Genomic DNA, 19512 nt, shown 5'->3' on the forward strand with positions numbered 1-19512 from the left:
CAGCCGGTGCGGCCGCGGCCGGTGCGGGCGCAGCCGCTGCCGGTGCCGGCGCGGCGGCGGCCGGAGCGGCGGCGCCGGCGGTGGCTTCGGTATCGATCTTGGCGATGACTTCATCGGCCGTCACGGTGTCGCCGTCGTTCTTGACGATCTGCGACAGCACGCCCGCGGAGGGTGCCGGCACTTCGAGCACGACCTTGTCGGTCTCGATTTCGATCAGGATTTCGTCCTGCGCGACCGCTTCACCGGGCTTCTTCTTCCAGTTCAGCAGGGTCGCCTCGGCGACGGATTCGGACAGTTGCGGGACCTTGACGTCAACAATGGCCATGGTGGGAGTTTCCTCGCTAGATGCGTGTATTCAGCGGTATTCGGGGCGAACCGGCGCAGTCGTGGCGGATGCGGGCGACTGGCGCGCGATTCGATGCGTTCGATGCGATGCGTCGGGGATTGCAGGGGCGCAAGTGCAAGCACAGCGGCAAGCGCAGCGCGGCAGGGCCCGCCAACCGGCGCGCCCTGCCCGCACTGGCGCTTACTTGCTCAGCACGAAGCCCTTGAGCTTGGAGAACGCCGCGTCCAGCAGCGCCTTCTGTTGCTCGTTGTGCTTGGCGTAGTAGCCCACGGCCGGCGAAGCCGACGCCGGACGGCCGGCGTAGCCGAGCTTCTGCCCTTCCGTCATGTTCTCCATGATGTAGTGCTGGACGAAGAACCAGGCGCCCTGGTTCTGCGGCTCGTCCTGGCACCACACGATCTCGGTGGCGTTCGGATACTTCTTCAGTTCGGCGGCCACCGCCTTGTGCGGGAACGGATAGAGCTGCTCGAGGCGGATGACGGCGACATCGCTGGCGCCCCGCTCCTTGCGCGTCGCGACCAGGTCGTAATAGACCTTGCCCGAGCACATGATCACGCGCTTGACCTTGCTGGCGTTCAGTTCTTCCTGCTCGCCGATCACGGTCTCGAAATGGCCCTTGGCCAGATCCGACAGCGGCGACACCGCGTCCTTGTTACGCAGCAGCGACTTCGGCGTCATGATGACCAGCGGCTTGCGGAACAGCCGGATCATCTGGCGGCGCAGCAAGTGGAAGATCTGCGCCGGCGTGGTCGGCTGGCAAACCTGCATGTTGTGGTCCGCGCACAGCTGCAGGAAGCGCTCGATGCGCGCCGAGCTGTGTTCCGGACCCTGGCCTTCGTAGCCGTGCGGCAGCATCAGCGTCAGGCCCGAGGCGCGGCCCCACTTGACTTCGCCCGACGAGATGAACTGGTCGATCACGACCTGCGCGCCGTTGACGAAGTCGCCGAACTGGGCTTCCCAGATCACCAGCGCGTTCGGCTCGGCGGTCGAGTAGCCGTATTCGAAGCCGAGCACCGCTTCCTCGGACAGCACCGAGTCGATCACGGTGAACGGGGCCTGCCCTTCCGACACGTTCTGCAGCGGCACGTACGTGCCCGCATCCCAGCGCTCGCGGTTCTGGTCATGCAGCACGGCGTGGCGGTGCGTGAAGGTGCCGCGGCCGGCGTCCTGGCCGGTGATGCGCACCGGATAGCCCGAGGCCACCAGCGAGGCGAAGGCCAGATGCTCGCCCATGCCCCAGTCCAGCGGCTGGTCGCCGCGGCCCATGTTGGCGCGGTCCTTGATGACCTTCTCGACCAGCGGATGCAGCTTGAACTGTTCCGGGATCGTGGTGATCCGTTCGGCCAGGCGCTTCAGTTCGGTCACCGGCACGGCGGTGTCGGCGGCGTCGGTCCACTTGCGGTTCAGGAACGGCATCCAATCGACGGCGAACTTGTTCTTGAAGTTCGACAGCACCGGATCGACCGTGTGCTTGCCCGCGTCCATCGCGGCGCGGTAGGCCTTGACCAGCTCGTCGCCGAAATCGGCCGGCACCACGTTCTGCGTGGCCAGCTTGTCGGCGTAGACCTTGCGCGTGCCCGGATGCTGCGAGATCTTCTTGTACATCAGCGGCTGCGTGACCGCCGGGGTGTCCTGCTCGTTGTGGCCCAGCTTGCGGAAGCAGATGATGTCGACGACGACATCCTTCTTGAACTCCATGCGGTAGTCCACCGCCAGCTGCATCGCGAACACGACGGCCTCGGGATCGTCGCCGTTGACGTGCAGCACCGGCGCTTCGATCATCTTGACCACGTCGGTACAGTACAGCGTCGAACGGGCGTCGCGCGGGTCCGAGGTGGTGAAGCCGATCTGGTTGTTGATCACGATGTGCATCGTGCCGCCGGTACCGTAGCCGCGGGTCTGGGCCAGGTTCAGCGTTTCCATCACGACGCCCTGGCCGGCGAAGGCCGCGTCGCCGTGCACCTGCACCGGCAGCACCTCGCGATGGCCGGCTTCGCCGCGGCGCTCCTGGCGCGCCTTGGCCGAGCCCTCGACCACCGGGTTGACGATTTCCAGGTGCGACGGGTTGAACGCGAGCGACAGGTGGACCGGGCCGCCTTCGGTCGACACATCGCTGGAGAAGCCCTTGTGGTACTTGACGTCGCCTGCCGGCAGATCGTCGACGTGCTTGCCTTCGAATTCGGCGAACAGGTCGGCGGGCATCTTGCCCAGCGTGTTGACCAGCACGTTCAGGCGGCCGCGGTGGGCCATGCCGATGACGATTTCCTGCACGCCCTGCTTGCCGGCGCGCTGGATCAGCTCGTCCATCGCGGCAATGAAGCTCTCGCCGCCTTCCAGCGAGAAGCGCTTCTGGCCGACGTACTTGGTATGCAGGAAGCGCTCCAGGCCTTCGGCGGCGGTCAGGCGCTCGAGGATGTGCTTCTTCTTCTCGGCCGTGAACACCGGACGGGCGCGCGTCGATTCGAGGCGCTCCTGCCACCAGCGCTTCTGCGCCTGGTCGCTGATGTACATGAATTCGGCGCCGATGCTGCTGCAATACGTCTCGCGCAGGTTCTGCAGCAGCTCGCGCAGGCTCATCGACTCCTTGCCGAAATAGGTGTTGCTGGCATTGAAGACGATGTCGAGGTCGGCCTCGGAGAAGCCGTAGAAGGCGGGATCCAGATCCGGCAGGGGCGGACGCTCCTGGCGCTTGAGCGGATCGAGGTCGGCCCAGTGCGAACCGATGTTGCGGTAGGCGGCGATCAGCTGGGTCGCGGCGACGCGCTTGCGGCCCATGTCGGCATCGGCCGAGGCGACGATGGTGCGGATCGGGCCTTGCTTGGCGCGCTCGGCGAACGAGGCGACGATCGGGGCGTGGGGAATGTCTCGGGAGGCGGTGCCGTTCGCGGCCGGCACGTTCTGCATCGCGTCGAAGTACGCGCGCCAGTTGTCGGGGACGGAGGCGGGATTCTGGAGATAGGCTTCGTACAGCTCTTCCACGTACGGCGCGTTGCCGCCGAAGAGGTACGAATTGCTCTGATACTGCTGCATCATGGGGCGCTCACTATTCTTCGGGTATGCCGAAGTTAAGCGGGTTTATCAACCTTCCGCGACACGGCTTGACCGGTTAGCGGATTGCAAACAACTCTTGAAGGCCCCTAAGCAAACGGCACCACTGGGGTGCCGGCGCGCAGAAGCCCGGAAGGGCAAGTTGTGCGGGGAAGGACCTAAGTCTTCACTGCGCGTAAGAATAGCACGTTTGCGCAAACGTCCACCGCTCTTTTCCTGTAGTGCAACACCGATCCGACGTTTTCCCGCGGTATTGCGCGCCCTGCCGGTTTTCGCGGCCGAAAACCGCGTCCGGAACAGGGAATGGCTGTTGCGAAATGCCGTCGCTTTCTTTCAGCCGGCTTTCATTTGCCGATCAGCCCCGCTTTCACCGCCATGTTGCGGCGCAATCAGGTCCACCGCGTCGGTAATCACCGCATCGACGCCCCACTCCAGCAGCGCCGCGGCACGGTCTGGATCGTTGACGGTATAGCAGGCCACGCGATATCCGGCGCGATGAGCTGCCTCGATCACATTCCGGTCGAGTTCCCGATGGTTGGCGTCCAGCGCGACGCAGCCCAGCCGCGCCAGCCGGTCCAGCCAGTCGGCCGGCAGCTTGTCCAGCAGCAGCGCGCGCGGCAGGTCCGGCGCGACCCGGCGCGCGGCCTCCAGCGCCGCTTCGGAGAACGACGACAGCAGCGGCGGCACCGCCGCGCCGGCCCACAGCGCCAACGCGTCGAGCGCCACCGCGGCGCCGGTGCGCGCCTCGGTGCCGGGCACCGGTTTGATCTCGATATTGACGTGCAGGCCGTTGGCCCGCGTGTAGGTGGCGACCGCCGCCAGCGTCGGGATCGGCTCGCCGGCATAGGCCGGGCTGTGCCAGCTGCCGGCGTCGAGCTGGGCCAGTTCGCCCAGCGTCAGCGCGTCGGCGCGGCCGCGACCGCTGGTGGTGCGCTCCAGCGTCGCGTCGTGCAGCAGCACCGGCTTGCCGTCGGCCGACAGCTTGACGTCGAACTCGAACATCCGATAGCCGAACGAGGCGCCGTGGCGAAACGCCGCCAGCGTGTTCTCGGGCGCCAGCTTGCCGGCGCCGCGATGGGCGATCGTGCGCGGATAGGGCCAGCGGGGCAGCGCGGTCGTCATCTCAGGCCTCGATCCGCTTGCCGCTGGCATGGTCGAAGAAATGCAGGTGCTCGGCCGAGGCCGTCACCGGCAGCTTCTCGCCCGCGCGCACGTGCATATGGCTGTCGAGCCGGACCACCACCTGCTGGCCGCCGAGCGTGCCGTAGGCGAACGAGTCCGCACCCAGCGCCTCGACCACGCGCACGTCGATCTGCGCGATGGCGTCGTGGGCGGCGCACGGTTCCAGATGCTCGGGCCGCAGACCCAGCAGCGCCTGCTGCGGCAGATGCAGCCCCATCGGCAGATGGCCCAGCGTGGCCTCCGACGGCTTGCCGTCCGCGCCGAGCACGCGCATCTGCGCGTCCGATGGCACACCCGAAGGCACCGCGCCCTGCCCCGCCTCGTTGCGCGCCACCGGAATCAGGTTCATCGGCGGCGAACCGATGAAGCCGGCGACGAAGATGCTGGCGGGCCGCGCATAGACCTCGAGCGGCGTGCCGATCTGCTCGACACGCCCGCCGTTGAGCACCATCATCCGGTCCGCCAGCGTCATCGCCTCGACCTGGTCGTGCGTGACATAGAGGCTGGTGGTGCGCAGCCGCCGATGCAGCTCCTTCAGTTCCAGCCGCATCTGCACGCGCAGCTTGGCGTCCAGGTTGGACAGCGGCTCGTCGAACAGGAATACCGCCGGCTCGCGCACGATCGCCCGCCCCATCGCCACCCGCTGGCGCTGGCCGCCCGACAGCTGGCGCGGCTTGCGCTCGAGCAGCGGCGCCAGCTCGAGAATGCCGGCCGCATGGCGCACGCGCTGTTCGATCTCGGCCTTCGGCATGCCGCGGATCTTCAGGCCGTACGCCATGTTGTCGTAGACGGTCATGTGCGGATACAGCGCGTAGTTCTGGAACACCATCGCGATATCGCGCTCGGCCGGCTCCAGCCGATTGACGACGCGATCGCCGATATGGACCTCGCCGCCGGTGATGGTCTCGAGCCCCGCGACCATCCGCAGCAGCGTCGACTTGCCGCAGCCCGACGGGCCGACGATCACGATGAACTCGCCATCGTCGATCTCCATGTCGATGCCATGCACGGCCGTGACATTGCCGGCGTAGGTCTTCTGTACGTTTCGGAGCGACAGTTTTGCCATGTGTTTCTGTTGTTCTGTTCGATATCGATCGATTTCGCCGACTGGCTGCGTTGTCTGGGTCCCCTCTCCCGCAGGCGGGAGAGCGGAGAAAACCGCCGCGCGCGCGAGCGCTACTTCTCTGTCTCCACCAATCCCTTGACGAACCACTTCTGCATCAGGATCACCACCACCGCGGGCGGGATCATCGCCAGCAGCACGGTCGCCATCACCAGGTTCCACTCGGTGGCGGCATCGCCGGAGCGCGAAATCATCTGGGTGACGCCGACGACCACCGGGGTCATCGACTTCTGCGTGGTGATCAACAGCGGCCACAGGTACTGGTTCCAGCCGTAGATGAACTGGATCACGAACAATGCCGCGATGCTGGTCTTGGACAGCGGCAGCAGCACGTCGAGGAAGAACCGCATCGGCCCGGCGCCGTCGATGCGCGCGGCCTCGGCCAGCTCGTCGGGCACGGTCAGGAAGAACTGCCGGAACAGGAAGGTCGCGGTGGCCGACGCGATCAGCGGCACCGTCAGGCCGACGTAGCTGTCGAGCATGCCCAGGTCCGACACCACTTCATAGGTCGGCAGGATGCGCACTTCCACCGGCAGCATCAGCGTGATGAAGATCATCCAGAAGAAGGTCTTGCGCAGCGGGAACTTGAAGTACACCACCGCGAAGGCCGAGATGATCGAGATCGCGATCTTGCCCAGCGAAATGCCCAGCGCCATGATCATGCTGTTCATCAGCATGGTCGACACCGGGGCCGCGGCCACGCCGACGCCCTCGAACAGCACCGTGCGGTAGTTCTCCAGCAGATGCGGGCCGGGGATCAGCGTCATCGGCGCGTCCAGCACCTCCTCCGCGGTCAGCGTCGACGCGACGAAGGTCACATAGACCGGAAAGGCCACGATCAGGATGCCGACGATCAGCACCACGTGGGTCAGGAAATCGAGGAAGGGTCGCCGTTCTACCATGAGGGATACCTGTCTGCGGTCTTCATTGCGGTGTTCATCGGCCGCCGTTCAATACTGGACGCGCCGCTCGACGTAGCGGAACTGGACCACGGTCAGCGCGATCACGATCGCCATCAGCACCACCGACTGCGCCGCCGAGCCGCCGATGTCCATGCCGCGGAAGCCGTCGTGATAGACCTTGTAGACCAGCGTGTTGGTCGAATTGAACGGCCCGCCATGCGTGACCGCGTCGATGATGGCGAAGGTGTCGAAGAACGCGTACACCACGTTGATCACCATCAGGAAGAACGTAGTCGGCGACAGCAGCGGGAACACGATCGACCAGAAGCGTCGCCACGGTCCGGCGCCATCGATCGCCGCGGCCTCGATCAGCGAGCGCGGGATGCTCTGCAGACCGGCCAGGAAGAACAGGAAGTTGTAGCTGACCTGCTTCCACGCCGCGGCGATGATCACCAGCAGCATCGCCTGGTCGCCGTTGAGCAGGAAGTTCCAGTCCACGCCCATCTGGCGCAGCACGTACGAGACGATGCCCAGCGTCGGATTGAACAGGAACATCCACAGCACGCCGGCCACCGCCGGCGCCACCGCATACGGCCAGATCAGCAGCGTCTTGTAGGCGACCGCGCCGCGCAGCGCGCGATCGGCGAAATAGGCCAGCAGCAGCGCGAACGACATGCCGAGCAGCGCCACCCCGACCGCGAAGATCGCGGTCACGCGGAACGACTCGATGTAGTTCGGGTCGTTCCACAGCGTCATGAAGTTGGCGGCGCCGACATATTCGAGGCTGATGCCGAAGGCGTCCTGCTGCAGCACCGACTGGTACAGCGCCTGGCCCGCCGGCCAGAAGAAGAAGATCAGCGTGATCGCGATCTGCGGCAGCACCAGCAGATACGGCAGCCAGGGCGAACGGAAGACGACGCGTTTTTCCATGCGTGGCGATGGCAAAGGAGCGCCGTCGCGGCGCCCCAGGGGGAAATTGGACCCGCCGTGCGCGCCTCGAGCGCGGCGGCGGAAGCCGGAACCAGTCGAAGGCGGCGGACCGGCACGGCCCGCCGCCGGCCGCCCTTATTCCTTGGCGGTGCGCTGGAAGCGTTCGAGCAGCTCGTTGCCGCGCTTGACCGCGGTATCGAGCGCTTCCTTGGGCTCCTTCTTGCCGGCCCACACCGCTTCCAGTTCCTCGTCGACCACGGTGCGCACCTGGACCATATTGCCCAGCCGCACGCCGCGCGACTTGTCGGTGGTCTTGACGACCATCTGCTGCACCGACACGTCGGCGCCCGGATTCTTCTCGTAGAAGCCGGACTTCCTGGTCAGCTCGTAGGCCGCCATCGTGACGGGCAGATAGCCGGTCGCCTGGTGCCAGTCGGCCTGGACTTCCGGGCGCGACAGGAACGTGAAGAACTTGGCCACGCCCTTGTATTCCTCGGGCTTGCGGCCGGCCATCACCCACAGCGAGGCGCCGCCGATGATGGTGTTCTGCGGAGCGCCCGGCACGTCCGGGTAGTACGGCAGCTGCGACACGCCGAAGGCGAACTTGGCGTTCTTGCGCACGTTGGCCAGCGTCGCCGACGAGCCGGTGAACATCGCGCATTCGCCGTTGAAGAACTTGGCGCCCGACTCCGCCTTGCGGCCGCCGTAGCTGAAGTACCCCTTCTTGACCATGTCCTGCAGGTTCGAGATGTGCTTGACGTGCAGCGGGCTGTTGAACACCAGGCGCGTATCGGTGCCGCCGAAGCCGTTGTTCTTGGTGGCATACAGCGTGTTGTGCCAGGCCGAGAAGCTCTCGAGGTGGACCCAGCCCTGCCAGTCGGTGGTGTAGGCGCAGTTGCCGCCCGAGGCCTTGATCTTGGCCGAGTACTGCATCACCTCCGGCCAGGTCCTGGGCGGCTTCTCGGGATCGAGGCCGGCCTTCTTGAAGGCGTCCTTGTTGTAGTAGAAGACCGTGGTCGAGCTGTTGAACGGGAACGACAGCATCTCGCCCTTGGCGGACGTGTAGTAGCCCGCCACCGCGGGGATGTAGACCTTCTGGTCGAACTTCTCGCCGGCTTCCTTCATCACGGTCGAGACCGGCTTGATCGCGCCCTTGGCGCTCATCATCGTGGCGGTGCCGACCTCGAATACCTGCAGGATCGCCGGAGCGCCGCCGGCGCGGAAGGCGGCGATGCCCGCCGCCAGCGTCTCGTCGTAGTTGCCCTTGTTGACCGGCACGATCTTGTACTCGGTCTGGCTGGCGTTGAACTTGCTGGCCACCTCGTTGACCTTGTCGTTCAACGCGCCCTGCATCGCATGCCACCACTGGACTTCGACGGCGGCATGCGCGGCGCCGGTGGCGGACAGCGCGGCCACGGCAGCAGCCGCGGCGGCAAGCTTGATGGTGATGGTGCGGGGGATGGTCATCGACGGCTCTCCTCGTTTATTGCGTCATCCAGTCGGAAACCGGCCGAATGTATGCATTTTTTGTGACAAGCGGATGTTACTCCGGCAGCGCGCGCCGAGAAACCGAGCGTTTCTACCAATGTCCACGCGGGTTCGGGCCGGATCGGCCCGGGGCGGAGGCAACATGACAGCGCCGTGACATAGCTTAGGCGACGCGATATGCGAGGTACAATGCGCCGCCATGCCGACCCCGCAAATGCCCCCCGCGCTCCCCGCCCTCCGCGTCTTTCCGGCCGCGCTGCCCGCGGCGGCGCTGCGCCGCGTGCGCGGCGTGCTGACCGATATCGACGGCACGCTGACGACCGCCGGCCGCCTGCCGGCCACCACCTACCTGGCCATCGAGCGCCTGCGGCACGCGGGGCTGCAGGTGATTCCGGTGACCGGGCGCTGCATCGCCTGGGCCGAGATCCTGACGCGGCTGTGGCCGGTCGACGCGATCATCGGCGAGAACGGCGCCTTCTATTCGCATCTGCGCGACGGGCGCCTGGTGACGCGCTTCATCGACGACGCCGAGACGCGCGCGCGCAACCTGCGGCGCATCGACGAACTGGCGCAGCGGATCCTGCGGGAGGTGCCCGGCTGCGCGCTGGCGTCCGACCAGCACTGGCACGCGGCGGACCTGGCGATCGACCACGCCGAGGATGTCGCGCCGCTGCCGCCGCCGGCCGTCGACCGCATCGTCGCGCTGATGCAGCAGGCCGGCATGACGGCCACCGTCAGTTCGATCCATGTCAACGGCTGGTTCGGCCGGCACGACAAGCTGAGCACCAGCCGCCTGTGCGCGGCCGAGCTGCTCGGCGCGGACCTCGACGCCCAGCGCGACGAATGGGTGTTCATCGGCGATTCGGCCAACGATGCGTCGATGTTCGCCCACTTCCCGCTGTCGGTCGGCGTGGCCAATGTGCGCGAGATCCTGCCGCTGCTGCCGGTGCCGCCGGCCTATGTGACCGAGGCCGCCGGCGGCGAAGGCTTCGCCGAGATGGTCGACGCGCTGCTGGCCGCGCGCGACGCCTGACGGCGGCGGTGCCCTGCCATCCGGCCGCCGGCATCAGCTCATGATGCCGATGTGCCAGGGCACGAACTCGTTGTCGCCCAGCCCCAGCAGCTCGCTCTTCGAGCGCTGCCCCGACGCGGTGCGCAGCATCAGCGCGAAGATCTCCTCGCCGACCTGCTCGATGGTCTTGTCGCCATCGAGGATGGTGCCGCAGTTCAGGTCCATGTCCTCCTCGAGCCGGCGGTACATCGGCGAGTTGGTCGCCAGCTTGACGCTGGGCACCGGCTTGGCGCCGAACATCGAGCCGCGCCCGGTGGTGAACGCGATCAGGTTGGCGCCGCCGGCGATCTGGCCGGTGGCCGACACCGGGTCGTAGCCCGGCGTATCCATGAAGACCAGGCCGTGCTCGGTCACCGGCTCGGCATAGCGGTAGACCGCCATCAGCGGCCCGGTGCCGCCCTTCATCGACGAGCCCAGCGACTTCTCGAAGATGTTCGCCAGCCCGCCCATCTGGTTGCCGGGGCTGACCTGCCCGTTGATCTGCACGTCGCGCCCGACCGAATACTCGTCCTTCCACCAGCGGATCCGCTCGACCAGCTTCTCGCCGACTTCGCGGCTGGCCGCGCGCCGCGTCAGCGTGTGCTCGACGCCATAGATCTCCGGCGTCTCCGACAGGATCGCGGTGCCGCCGTGGCGCACCAGCAGATCGACGGCGGCACCGAGCGCCGGATTGGCGGTGATCGACGAAAAGCCGTCCGAGCCGCCGCACTGCAGGCCGACCGTCAGATGGCTGGCCGGCACCGGCCGGCGTTCGACGCGGTTGGCCTCGGGCAGCATCGCCATCACCGCGGCGATGCCGGCCTCGATGGTCTTGCGCGTGCCGCCGCTGTCCTGCATCACGAAGGTCCGCAGCATGGGACCGTCCCGCAGCGACTGCGCCTGCAGCAGGCCCTTGAGCTGGTTGCGCTCGCAGCCCAGCCCGACGATCAGCGCGCCGCCCAGATTGGCGTGCCGCGCGTAGCCGGCCATGGTCCGCCGCAGCAGGTCCATCGGCTCGCCGGTCATCTCCATGCCGCAGCCCAGCGAATGACTGAAGGCCACCACGCCGTCGACGTTCGGATAATCGGCCAGCCGCTCGGGCGTGAACCACTCGGCGATCTTGCGCACCACGGTCGCCGAGCAATTGACGGTCGACAGGATGCCGACATAGTTGCGCGTTCCCACGCGGCCATCGGAGCGCACGATGCCGTCGAACATCGCCTGGCGCGACGCCGGCACGCGCTGCACCGGCACATAGTCGCGGCCGTAGGCGTAGTCGCGCTCGTACTCCTGGAAGCTGACGTTGTGCGAATGCACGTAGCTGCCCGCCGCGATGTCGGTCGCGGCGAAGCCGATGCAGACGTTGTACTTGACGATCGGCTCGCCGGCGCGGATGGCGCGCGCGGCGATCTTGTGGCCGGCCGGCACCTGGCCGCGCGTGGTCCAGGGCTGGCCCGGCACCTGCGTGCCGATGCCGACATCCATGCGCGCGACCAGCACATTGTCGGCGGGATGCAGGCGGATGCAGGGGCCCAGCAGGGTCTTGTCGTGGCTGACGGGAGGGCGAACTTCCATACGGCGGTGATTGGCTGGTTTGGTGGAGGGGAACGCAGATCGGGAACAACCATCCTGTCGTTCGCGCGCACGCGGGAATCCAGCGTCCTTCAAGACCCTGGGTCCCCCGCGTGCGCGGGGACGACAACGTTGGCTCAGCGTTCTGCTCGGGATACGTGTTACTCGGGCCGGATATTCGACGCCTTCACCACCGCGGCCCATTTCGGCACTTCTCCGGTCATGAACTTGCCGAACTGCTCGGGATTGGTGCCGAGGACGTTCAGGCCCTGCTCGGCGAATTTGGCACGCAGGCCCGGCTCCTTCAGCGCCTTGGCCACCTCGTCGCTGATGCGCGCGGCGATCGGGCGCGGCGTGCTGGCGGGCAGGAACAGGCCATACCAGGTCAGCACCTCGAAGTCCTTCAGGCCGGCCTCGGCGACGGTCGGCACCTGTGGCAGGCCCGGCGCGCGCGTCAGGCTCGATACCGCGATCGCCTTCAGCTTGCCGGACTGGATGAACGGCGCGGCCACCGGCACGTTGGCGAACATCACCGGCACATTGCCGGCGATCACATCGGTCAGCGCCGAGGACTCGCCCTTGTACGGCACGTGCGTCAGCTTGATGCCGCTCATCGTGTTGAACAGCTCACCGGCGATGTGCTGCGGACCACCGGGCCCGGACGACGCGTAGCTCGTCAGCTTGCCGGCACGCACCAGGTCGGCGACCTCCTTGACCGTGCTGGCCGGCACCGACGGATTGACCACCATCACCAGCGGCATCGATACCACCTGGGTCACCGGCATGAAGTCCTTCAGCGGATCGAACGGCAGCTTCGCATACATGCTGGGCGCGATCACCATGGTCGATTGCGAGGCCAGCATCATCGAATAGCCGTCCGCCGGCGATTGCGCGACGTTCGACGCCGCAATCGTGCCGGTCGCGCCGGGCCGGTTCTCGATGACGACCGACTGCCCCATCTGCTTCGACAATTGCGCGCCGAGCTGGCGCGCGACGATGTCCGCGCCGCCGCCGGGCGCAAAGCCGACCACCACGCGGATCGGCTTGCTGGGAAAGGCGTCGGTCGCGGCCGCCGCGGGGACCGCCGTCAACGCCGCCATGGCCAATCCGGCCACGGACACGGACACGCATAGCGCGAGGCGAAGGCCGGCGAGGCGAAGGCCGGCGCGACGCCGGCTTGGTGGGATGGCGAAGGTCATGGTTGTCTCCTTGGGTGTTGTCGTATTTGTTGTCGTCTATCTCGTCGTGCGGGTAGCGGCGTTGCGGCCGCGATGCCGTCAGGCCGCGAGCCGCTCCGCGCCGGGCATCGCGAAGCCCAGCGCATCGAGCGCCTGGCCCAGCAGCGCGCGCTGGCCTTGCTGCAGCTCGGTCAGAGGCGGCCGCACGGTGCGCCAGCCGCCGTCCGCGCTCTGCACCGCGATCGCCTCCTTCATCGCGGCGATCATCGGGAACTGCTGGAATGCCGCGCGCGTGCGGTTCAGCGCGGCCTGCCGCGCATCGGCATCGGGCGCCTGCCAGTTCGCGTACAGGTCGACGATCGGCCCGGGATTGACGTTGCCGGTCGCCGTGATGCAACCCGCCCCGCCCGCGCGCATCGTCTCCAGCAGGATCGCCTCGGTACCGGCGAACACATCGAAGCCGCGCGCGCCGAAGCGCTCGATCATCGCGCGCGTGTTGGCGAGGTCGCCGGAGCTGTCCTTGATGCCAGCGACGATGCCCGGATAGGCGGTCAGCAGCCGGTCGATCAGGTCCAGGCCGAGCGGCACCTGGCTGACCGCGGGGATGTGATAGAGGTAGACGCGCAGCCGCTCGTTGCCACTCCCCTCTTCAACCGCCTCGATGACCTGCGCAAACGCACGGAACAGCCCATCGTCGCTGACACCCTTGTAGTAGAACGGCGGCAGCATCAGCACGCCGGCACAGCCGGCGGCGACCGCGTGGCGCGTCAGCGCGATGGCGTCCGGCAGCGCGCAGGCGCCGGTGCCGGGCATCAGGCGATCCGGCGGAATGCCGGCGTCGAGCAGACGATCCAGCAGCGCGCGCTTCTCGTCCAGCGACAACGAATTGGCCTCGGAATTGGTGCCGAATACGGCCAGTCCGACGCCCTGCTCGATCAGCCAGCGGCAATGCCGCACGAACCGCTGCGCGTCGGGCGCGTAGCCGGCGGTGAACGGCGTCAACACGGGGGAAAAGACGCCGCGCGGGCGGGCGGACTGGATCATGGCTGTCTCCGGGGATGGGCGCCTGGCCGGCTGGCCCAATCGATTGGGCTCGACCAGTGACATCAAGGACGGTGTCAACGAATGGAGCCCATTCTAGGAACCGCCAACCGATGGAAACAGCATCGAACGGCTGCTTCAGACGATAAAGTTTTTTGGGTTCACGCCGGATCGAGGCCGCGGTCGGCCTTTGCTAAGATTCGCCGCGGCCCTACCACGACGACAACAACGAGAGACAAGGAGCCCTCCCCGCCATGGACATTCGCTACCTGCAGAGTTTCGTCGCCGTGGTCGAGCACGGCTCGTTCGCCGAAGCGGCGCGACGCCTGGGCCTGACGCCGGCCGCCATCGCGGCGCGCGTCAAGGCGCTGGAAGAATCGCTGGATACGGCGCTGGTGCAGCGCGCGGGCCGCACCGTGGTGCCGACCGAGGGCGGGCTGCGGATCCTGCCGAAGGCGCGTGCGGTGGTGCGCGATGTGCGGGACCTGAACGCGGTCGCCCACGACGACAGCCTGCTGGGCGAACTGCGGCTGGGCGTGTCGACCTCGGCGCTGACGGGCTTGCTGCCGCCGATTCTCAAGCGCGTCTATGCGGCGCATCCGCGGTTGAAGATCTTCGTCGAACCAGGTTCGTCGTCGCACCTGTATCGCCGCATCGTCGGCGGCGATCTCGATGCCGGCATCATCGTCGCGCCGCAGTTCGCCATCCCGAAGGCATTCGAGTGGCACGTGCTGGTGCGCGAGCCGTTCATCGTGCTGGCGCCCGAATCGATGGCCGGGCGCGGCGCGCACGAGCTGCTGGCCACCGAGCCCTTCATCCGCTACGACCGCGGCATGTGGGGCGGCATGGTCGCCGACCGCTATCTGCACGAGCACAATATCGTGCCGCACGAGCGGCTCGAGATCGATGCGCTGAACGCGATCGCGACGATGGTGCACCAGGGCATCGGCGTGTCGCTGGTGCCGGACTGGACGCCGCCCTGGCCCGAAGGGATTCGCGTCGCCCGCATTGCGCTGCCGGGCCGCGCGCCGGTGCGGCAGGTCGGCCTGCTGTGGTCGCCGCACGCCGCGCATGGCGCGCTGTCGCGCACGCTGCTCGAGCATGCGGCGAGCGCGACCGGGCAGCGGTAGCCCGCCCCTGGCCGCGCTGCCGCGCTGTCCCGCCGTCGGGATGGCCGCTTACCGGGGCGCGCCGGGCGTCTTGCCGCGCGTTTGCGGCGCGCGCAGGAAGTCGAAGTCGACGCCCCGGTCCGCCTGGGTCACCGTCTGCAGGAACAGCTTCAGGTAGCCGCGCGGCGCGCTGGGCTCGCGCACCGGGTCGGCCGCACGGCGCCGCTCGAGCTCGTCGTCCGCCACCAGCAGGCTGAGCTCGCGCCGGCTGACGCTCAGGCGAATCCGGTCGCCGGTGCGCACCAGGGCAAGCGGTCCGCCGACCGCGGCTTCCGGCGTGACATGCAGCACCACGGTGCCGAACGCGGTGCCGCTCATGCGCCCGTCCGAGATCCGCACCATGTCCTTGACGCCGGCGCGCGCCAGCTTGCGCGGGATCGGGATATAGCCGGCCTCGGGCATGCCGGGCGCGCCCTTGGGGCCGATGTTCTTCAGCACCAGCACATCGTCGGCGTTGACGTCGAGGTCGTCGCTGTCGATGCGCGCGACCAGGTCCTGCGCGTTCTCGAACACCACCGCGCGGCCCTCGTGCTCCATCAGCGCGGCGTCGGCGGCGGACTGCTTGATGATCGCGCCGCCCGGCGCCAGATTGCCGCCGAGCACGGCGATGCCGCCCTGCGGATAGATCGGATCGGCGATCGGCCGCACGACGTCCTGCGCAAAGCCCGCTCCGGCCGCGTCGAGCTCCTCGCCCAGCGTGCGTCCCGTCACGGTCAGCGCATCGAGCCGCAGCAGCGGCCGCAGCTCGCGCAGCAGCGTGGCCATGCCGCCGGCCTTGTGGAAGTCTTCCATGTAGTGCTGGCCGCTGGGCTTCAGGTCCAGCAGTACCGGCGTCTCGCGGCCCATGCGGTCCAGCGCCTGCATGTCGATGTCCAGCCCCATGCGTCCCGCGATCGCGGCCAGATGCACGATGCCGTTGGTCGAGCCGCCGATGGCCAGCAGCACGCGCATCGCATTCTCGAACGCGGCCGGCGTCAGCACCTGGTCGATGGTCAGCCGCTCGCGCGCCATCGCCACCGCGCGCGTGCCGGTCAGCTCGGCGATGCGGATGCGGTCGGCGGTGACCGCGGGCGGCGTCGCCGCGCCGGGCAGGCTCATGCCCATCGCCTCGGTCAGGCAGGCCATCGTGCTGGCGGTGCCCATCACCGAACAGGTGCCGACGCTGGCGACCAGCTGGTCGTTGACCTGCGCGGTCTCGTGCGCGTCGATCTCGCCCGCGCGGAACTTGCCCCAGTAGCGGCGGCAATCGGTACAGGCACCGACCCGCTCGCCGCGATGCGAGCCGGTCAGCATCGCGCCGGTCACCAGCTGGATCGCCGGCACGCCCGCCGAGGCGGCACCCATCAGTTGCGCCGGCACGGTCTTGTCGCAGCCGCCGATCAGCACCACCGCGTCCATCGGCTGCGCGCGGATCAACTCCTCGGTATCGATCGACATCAGGTTGCGCAGCACCATGCTGGTCGGCGCGGCGAAGCTCTCGTGGATCGAGATCGTCGGGAACGGCATCGGCAGCCCGCCGGCCAGCAGGATGCCGCGTTTGACGGCCTCGACCAGCTGCGGCATGTTGCCGTGGCAGGGGTTGAAGGCGCTGCCGGTATCGGCGATGCCGATCACCGGCCGCTCGAGCGCGGCATCGGTATAGCCCGAGCCCTTGATGAAGGCCTTGCGCAGGAACAGCGAGAAGCCCTGGTCGCCGTAGTTGGTCAGGCCCTGGCGCAGGCCGGTGTCGGCCCGGGTATCGCTTTGGTGATCGCGTTCGTTGTCGTCGCCGGATGGGTTCGGTGTGCTCGAATTGTTGCTCATGGTCAGCGCGGAAAATGGGGGTTCTTCAATGGTCTGACGAAGCTTGCCGTCCGCGCGCAGGCGGGGACCCAGCGGCGTTTGCAGGACGCCGGGCCCCGCGCTCGCGGGAACGACGGGACGGCCGTGGAAAGCTTGTCGGCCGTGTGTTCAGCTGTCCGACTCGATGCCGGCATCGGTGATCACCTTCTGCCAGCGGCTCACCTCGTCGCGCAGGCGCTCGGCGGCCTTGTCCGGCGTGGTGGCGGGCAACGCGTAGACGCCCTGCTGCAGCAACTGCGCCTTGACCGCGGGCATCTCCAGCATCTTCGCCAGCGCGGCGTTCAGGCGCTGCACCACCGGCGCCGGCGTGCCGGCCGGCGCCAGCACGCCGAAGGTCGAGCTGACATCGAGCGCCGGCATGCCGCTCTCGCCGGCCGCGGGCACATCGGGCAGCATCGAGATCCGTTTCGACGCCGCCACCGCGACCGGCCGCAACTGGCCGCTCTTGATGAAGGGCTGCGCCGCGGGCACGGTCTCGACCATCATGTTGACCTGCCCCGCGACCAGGTCGGTCATCGCCGGGCCGCTGCCCTTGTACGGCACGTGCACCATGTCGATGCCGGCCTCCTTGCGGAAGATCTCGGCCGCCATCCGCTGCGGCGCGCCGGCACCCGAGCTCGCGTAGTTCAGCTTGCCGGGATTGGCCTTGCCGTACTGGATCAGCTGCTGCAGCGTGGTGACCGGCAACTGCGGATTGACCACCACGACCAGCGGCACCGAGCCGACCACCATCACCGGCACGAAGTCCTTCAGCAGATCGTAGCGCAGCCGCCCCTTCTCCAGCGTCGCCATCGTCGAATGCGAGGTCAGCGCGCCCATCAGCAGCGTGTAGCCGTCCGGCGCGCTCTTCGCGACCGCCTCGGCGCCGATATTGCCGCCGGCGCCGCCGCGGTTCTCGACCACGACCTGCTGCCCCAGCGACTCGCCGAGCCGGGCGGCGACGATGCGGCCGATCACGTCGGTGGCGCCGCCCGGGGGATAGGGAATCACCAGGCGCACCGGCTTGTCCGGGTACGCGGCCAGGGCGGCGGGCGCGAGCGCGGCCCATAGCGGCGCGGACAAGGCGAGCAGGCCGGCGCGCAGCCAGCTCCGGCGGCATCGCTGGAATGGGGGGATCGGCTTGGTGGTCATGGGGTCTCCTGGATCTCGTTGTCGTGGGCGCTGTCCTCGGGCCTCGCGTGGGAACGGATCGAGGCAAGGGGCGCCGTGACGGCAAGTGTGGAGACGGGCGGCGGGCGGAAGAAGCGGTTGCGGCACCGATTAACCAAAAAATTATTTTGGTCTGGGCGGATCGCGCCGGCGAATCATCGATCGGAGTTTTTGATGCTCAGCGCCAAAATCATTCGTTTCATATCGCGAGTCCTGCTCAGTACAATCGGCCTGGCTTCGCGCGGATCCCGCCGCTGTCGACGCCCCCGCCGAACCCTTCGCTTCTCTCTCGATTCCATCACACCATGACCGAATTCGTGATTCCACCCTGTCCGCAGGCCAGCGTCGCCGTCGCCGGCAGCGACGCCCGCTTCCCGATCCGCCGCGTGTTCTGCGTGGGACGCAACTACGCCGCCCATGCGCGCGAGATGGGCAAGGACCCCGACCGCGAGCCGCCGTTCTTCTTCACCAAGCCGGCCGATGCGGTGGTGCCGGCGCAAGGCACCGTGCCCTATCCCCCGCTGACGGACAACCTGCACCACGAGATCGAAATGGTGGTCGCGATCGGCGAGGGCGGCACCGACATCGCCGTCGAGCGAGCGCTGGACCATGTGTGGGGCTATGGCGTCGGCGTGGACCTGACGCGCCGCGATCTGCAGGATGTCGCCAAGTCAATGAGCCGGCCGTGGGACTGGGCGAAGGCCTTCGACGCGTCGGGCCCGTGCGGGCCGCTGCAGCCGGCCAGTGCGGTCGGCCATCCGGCCCAGGGCCGCATCTGGCTCGAGGTCAATGGCGAGGTGCGCCAGCAGGGCGACCTCAACGAGATGATCTGGCCGGTGGCCGACGTGATCGCCTATATCTCGCAGAGCGTCGCGCTCGCTGCGGGCGACCTGATCTTCACCGGCACGCCGGCCGGCGTCGGCAAGCTGCAGCCGGGCGACGCGGTGCGCGGCGGTGTGGCGGGACTGAGCGAGTTCGCCTTTACGGTCGGTCAACGCCGCGGCTAGCGCGTACGCGAATTGCGCTGTCATTGCCGCGCAGGCGGACATCCTGCGTCGTCTGCAAGCCGCCGGGTCCCCGCCGTCGCGGGGACGACAGCGGCGCCAGCAAAAAAGGCCACGGCATGGGACCGTGGCCTTTTGCTTGCGTGGCGGCAAGCCACGCTCAATCGAAGCCCAGCTCCTGCAGCTTGCGCGTGATGGTGTTGCGGCCGATGCCGAGCCGGGTCGCGGCCTCGACGCGGCGGCCGCGCGTGACGCCCAGCGCGGCCTCCAGCACCGCTTTTTCGAAACGGCGCGTGAGCAGGTCCATCACCTCGGGCTGGCCCGCTTCCAGCATCGCGCGCGCCTCGCCCGCCAGCAGGCTTTCCCAGCCGGGCGCCGGCGCGCCGCCTGGCGCCGGTGCCGGCGCCGAAGGCAGCGTGCCCGCCGTGCCGAAGCCCGGCGCCAGGCGGCCGCCGTAAGCCGGCGCCTCCGCATCGGGCGCCAGCGT

The 19512-nt window shown here is 68.1% G+C and carries 16 protein-coding genes; 3 read left to right on the forward strand and 13 right to left on the reverse strand.

Features of this window, described 5'->3' with window-relative positions; all coding sequences use genetic code 11:
* The 7 genes from F7Q96_RS25540 to ugpB form a co-directional block, all read right to left on the reverse strand.
* A partial coding sequence (locus tag F7Q96_RS25540) for a biotin/lipoyl-containing protein (RefSeq protein ID WP_322789922.1) occupies positions 1-325 on the reverse strand: 325 nt, incomplete at its 3' end.
* Positions 326-526: 201 nt separating this feature from the next.
* Positions 527-3379: a 2-oxoglutarate dehydrogenase E1 component gene (locus F7Q96_RS25545; protein ID WP_053822027.1), complete on the reverse strand. Its 2853-nt coding sequence runs from the start codon at positions 3377-3379 to the stop codon at positions 527-529.
* A gap of 348 nt (positions 3380-3727) precedes the next feature.
* The gene (gene ugpQ / locus F7Q96_RS25550) at positions 3728-4516 is read right to left on the reverse strand and encodes a glycerophosphodiester phosphodiesterase (protein ID WP_053822028.1); all 789 of its coding nucleotides are present in this window, start codon (positions 4514-4516) and stop codon (positions 3728-3730) included.
* 1 nt (position 4517) lies between these two features.
* Positions 4518-5642, reverse strand: coding sequence for a sn-glycerol-3-phosphate import ATP-binding protein UgpC (locus F7Q96_RS25555; RefSeq protein WP_053822029.1), 1125 nt, complete (start codon positions 5640-5642; stop codon positions 4518-4520).
* Between the two features lie 110 nt (positions 5643-5752).
* Positions 5753-6601, reverse strand: a complete 849-nt coding sequence (gene ugpE, locus F7Q96_RS25560; protein WP_053822030.1) for a sn-glycerol-3-phosphate ABC transporter permease UgpE — start codon at positions 6599-6601, stop codon at positions 5753-5755.
* 48 nt (positions 6602-6649) lie between these two features.
* A complete protein-coding gene (gene ugpA / locus F7Q96_RS25565; RefSeq protein WP_006578418.1) occupies positions 6650-7531 on the reverse strand; it encodes a sn-glycerol-3-phosphate ABC transporter permease UgpA in 882 nt (293 codons plus the stop codon).
* Positions 7532-7666: 135 nt separating this feature from the next.
* Positions 7667-8998 carry a sn-glycerol-3-phosphate ABC transporter substrate-binding protein UgpB gene (gene ugpB, locus F7Q96_RS25570; RefSeq protein WP_053822031.1) on the reverse strand — a complete coding sequence of 444 codons (1332 nt, stop codon included), beginning with the start codon at positions 8996-8998 and terminating at the stop codon, positions 7667-7669.
* A gap of 235 nt (positions 8999-9233) precedes the next feature.
* Here ugpB and F7Q96_RS25575 point away from each other — a divergent pair, with 235 nt between their 5' ends.
* Positions 9234-10052, forward strand: coding sequence for an HAD-IIB family hydrolase (locus F7Q96_RS25575; protein ID WP_053822032.1), 819 nt, complete (start codon positions 9234-9236; stop codon positions 10050-10052).
* A gap of 33 nt (positions 10053-10085) precedes the next feature.
* Here the strand turns inward: F7Q96_RS25575 and F7Q96_RS25580 are convergent, their stop codons facing one another.
* The 3 genes from F7Q96_RS25580 to F7Q96_RS25590 all read right to left on the reverse strand — a co-directional run bounded on the left by F7Q96_RS25580 (position 10086) and on the right by F7Q96_RS25590 (position 13864).
* A complete protein-coding gene (locus tag F7Q96_RS25580) occupies positions 10086-11645 on the reverse strand; it encodes a UxaA family hydrolase (protein ID WP_053822033.1) in 1560 nt (519 codons plus the stop codon).
* Positions 11646-11803: 158 nt separating this feature from the next.
* Positions 11804-12742: a Bug family tripartite tricarboxylate transporter substrate binding protein gene (locus tag F7Q96_RS25585; RefSeq protein ID WP_249041723.1), complete on the reverse strand. Its 939-nt coding sequence runs from the start codon at positions 12740-12742 to the stop codon at positions 11804-11806.
* A 177-nt stretch (positions 12743-12919) separates the two neighbouring features.
* Positions 12920-13864 (reverse strand): dihydrodipicolinate synthase family protein, encoded by a 945-nt coding sequence (locus F7Q96_RS25590; RefSeq protein ID WP_053822035.1) that lies wholly within the window; start codon positions 13862-13864, stop codon positions 12920-12922.
* Between the two features lie 251 nt (positions 13865-14115).
* Here F7Q96_RS25590 and F7Q96_RS25595 point away from each other — a divergent pair, with 251 nt between their 5' ends.
* Positions 14116-14991 (forward strand): LysR family transcriptional regulator, encoded by an 876-nt coding sequence (locus F7Q96_RS25595; RefSeq protein ID WP_151023522.1) that lies wholly within the window; start codon positions 14116-14118, stop codon positions 14989-14991.
* A 48-nt stretch (positions 14992-15039) separates the two neighbouring features.
* Here the strand turns inward: F7Q96_RS25595 and F7Q96_RS25600 are convergent, their stop codons facing one another.
* Positions 15040-16833, reverse strand: coding sequence for an IlvD/Edd family dehydratase (locus tag F7Q96_RS25600; protein WP_249041724.1), 1794 nt, complete (start codon positions 16831-16833; stop codon positions 15040-15042).
* A 147-nt stretch (positions 16834-16980) separates the two neighbouring features.
* Positions 16981-18003: a Bug family tripartite tricarboxylate transporter substrate binding protein gene (locus tag F7Q96_RS25605; RefSeq protein ID WP_053822038.1), complete on the reverse strand. Its 1023-nt coding sequence runs from the start codon at positions 18001-18003 to the stop codon at positions 16981-16983.
* A gap of 323 nt (positions 18004-18326) precedes the next feature.
* Here F7Q96_RS25605 and F7Q96_RS25610 point away from each other — a divergent pair, with 323 nt between their 5' ends.
* Positions 18327-19028, forward strand: a complete 702-nt coding sequence (locus tag F7Q96_RS25610; RefSeq protein WP_053822039.1) for a fumarylacetoacetate hydrolase family protein — start codon at positions 18327-18329, stop codon at positions 19026-19028.
* A 157-nt stretch (positions 19029-19185) separates the two neighbouring features.
* Here F7Q96_RS25610 and F7Q96_RS27330 read toward each other — a convergent pair.
* On the reverse strand, positions 19186-19512 hold a 327-nt coding region (locus F7Q96_RS27330; protein ID WP_282960314.1), incomplete at its 5' end, for a helix-turn-helix domain-containing protein.

The sequence above is a fragment of the Cupriavidus gilardii genome, from assembly GCF_008801915.1.
Taxonomy (GTDB): Bacteria; Pseudomonadota; Gammaproteobacteria; order Burkholderiales; family Burkholderiaceae; genus Cupriavidus; species Cupriavidus gilardii.

What these genes read in the sequence shown, in the direction of transcription:
- F7Q96_RS25545 (WP_053822027.1), bottom strand. Translation starts at nt 3,379, where the DNA reads ATGATGCAGCAGTATCAGAGCAATTCGTACCTCTTCGGCGGCAACGCG.
- F7Q96_RS25585 (WP_249041723.1), bottom strand. Translation starts at nt 12,742, where the DNA reads ATGGCGGCGTTGACGGCGGTCCCCGCGGCGGCCGCGACCGACGCCTTT.
- F7Q96_RS25580 (WP_053822033.1), bottom strand. Translation starts at nt 11,645, where the DNA reads ATGGAAGTTCGCCCTCCCGTCAGCCACGACAAGACCCTGCTGGGCCCC.
- F7Q96_RS25575 (WP_053822032.1), top strand. Translation starts at nt 9,234, where the DNA reads ATGCCCCCCGCGCTCCCCGCCCTCCGCGTCTTTCCGGCCGCGCTGCCC.
- ugpA (WP_006578418.1), bottom strand. Translation starts at nt 7,531, where the DNA reads ATGGAAAAACGCGTCGTCTTCCGTTCGCCCTGGCTGCCGTATCTGCTG.
- F7Q96_RS25595 (WP_151023522.1), top strand. Translation starts at nt 14,116, where the DNA reads ATGGACATTCGCTACCTGCAGAGTTTCGTCGCCGTGGTCGAGCACGGC.
- ugpQ (WP_053822028.1), bottom strand. Translation starts at nt 4,516, where the DNA reads ATGACGACCGCGCTGCCCCGCTGGCCCTATCCGCGCACGATCGCCCAT.
- F7Q96_RS25555 (WP_053822029.1), bottom strand. Translation starts at nt 5,642, where the DNA reads ATGGCAAAACTGTCGCTCCGAAACGTACAGAAGACCTACGCCGGCAAT.
- F7Q96_RS25605 (WP_053822038.1), bottom strand. Translation starts at nt 18,003, where the DNA reads ATGACCACCAAGCCGATCCCCCCATTCCAGCGATGCCGCCGGAGCTGG.
- F7Q96_RS25600 (WP_249041724.1), bottom strand. Translation starts at nt 16,833, where the DNA reads ATGAGCAACAATTCGAGCACACCGAACCCATCCGGCGACGACAACGAA.
- F7Q96_RS25610 (WP_053822039.1), top strand. Translation starts at nt 18,327, where the DNA reads ATGACCGAATTCGTGATTCCACCCTGTCCGCAGGCCAGCGTCGCCGTC.
- ugpE (WP_053822030.1), bottom strand. Translation starts at nt 6,601, where the DNA reads ATGGTAGAACGGCGACCCTTCCTCGATTTCCTGACCCACGTGGTGCTG.
- ugpB (WP_053822031.1), bottom strand. Translation starts at nt 8,998, where the DNA reads ATGACCATCCCCCGCACCATCACCATCAAGCTTGCCGCCGCGGCTGCT.
- F7Q96_RS25590 (WP_053822035.1), bottom strand. Translation starts at nt 13,864, where the DNA reads ATGATCCAGTCCGCCCGCCCGCGCGGCGTCTTTTCCCCCGTGTTGACG.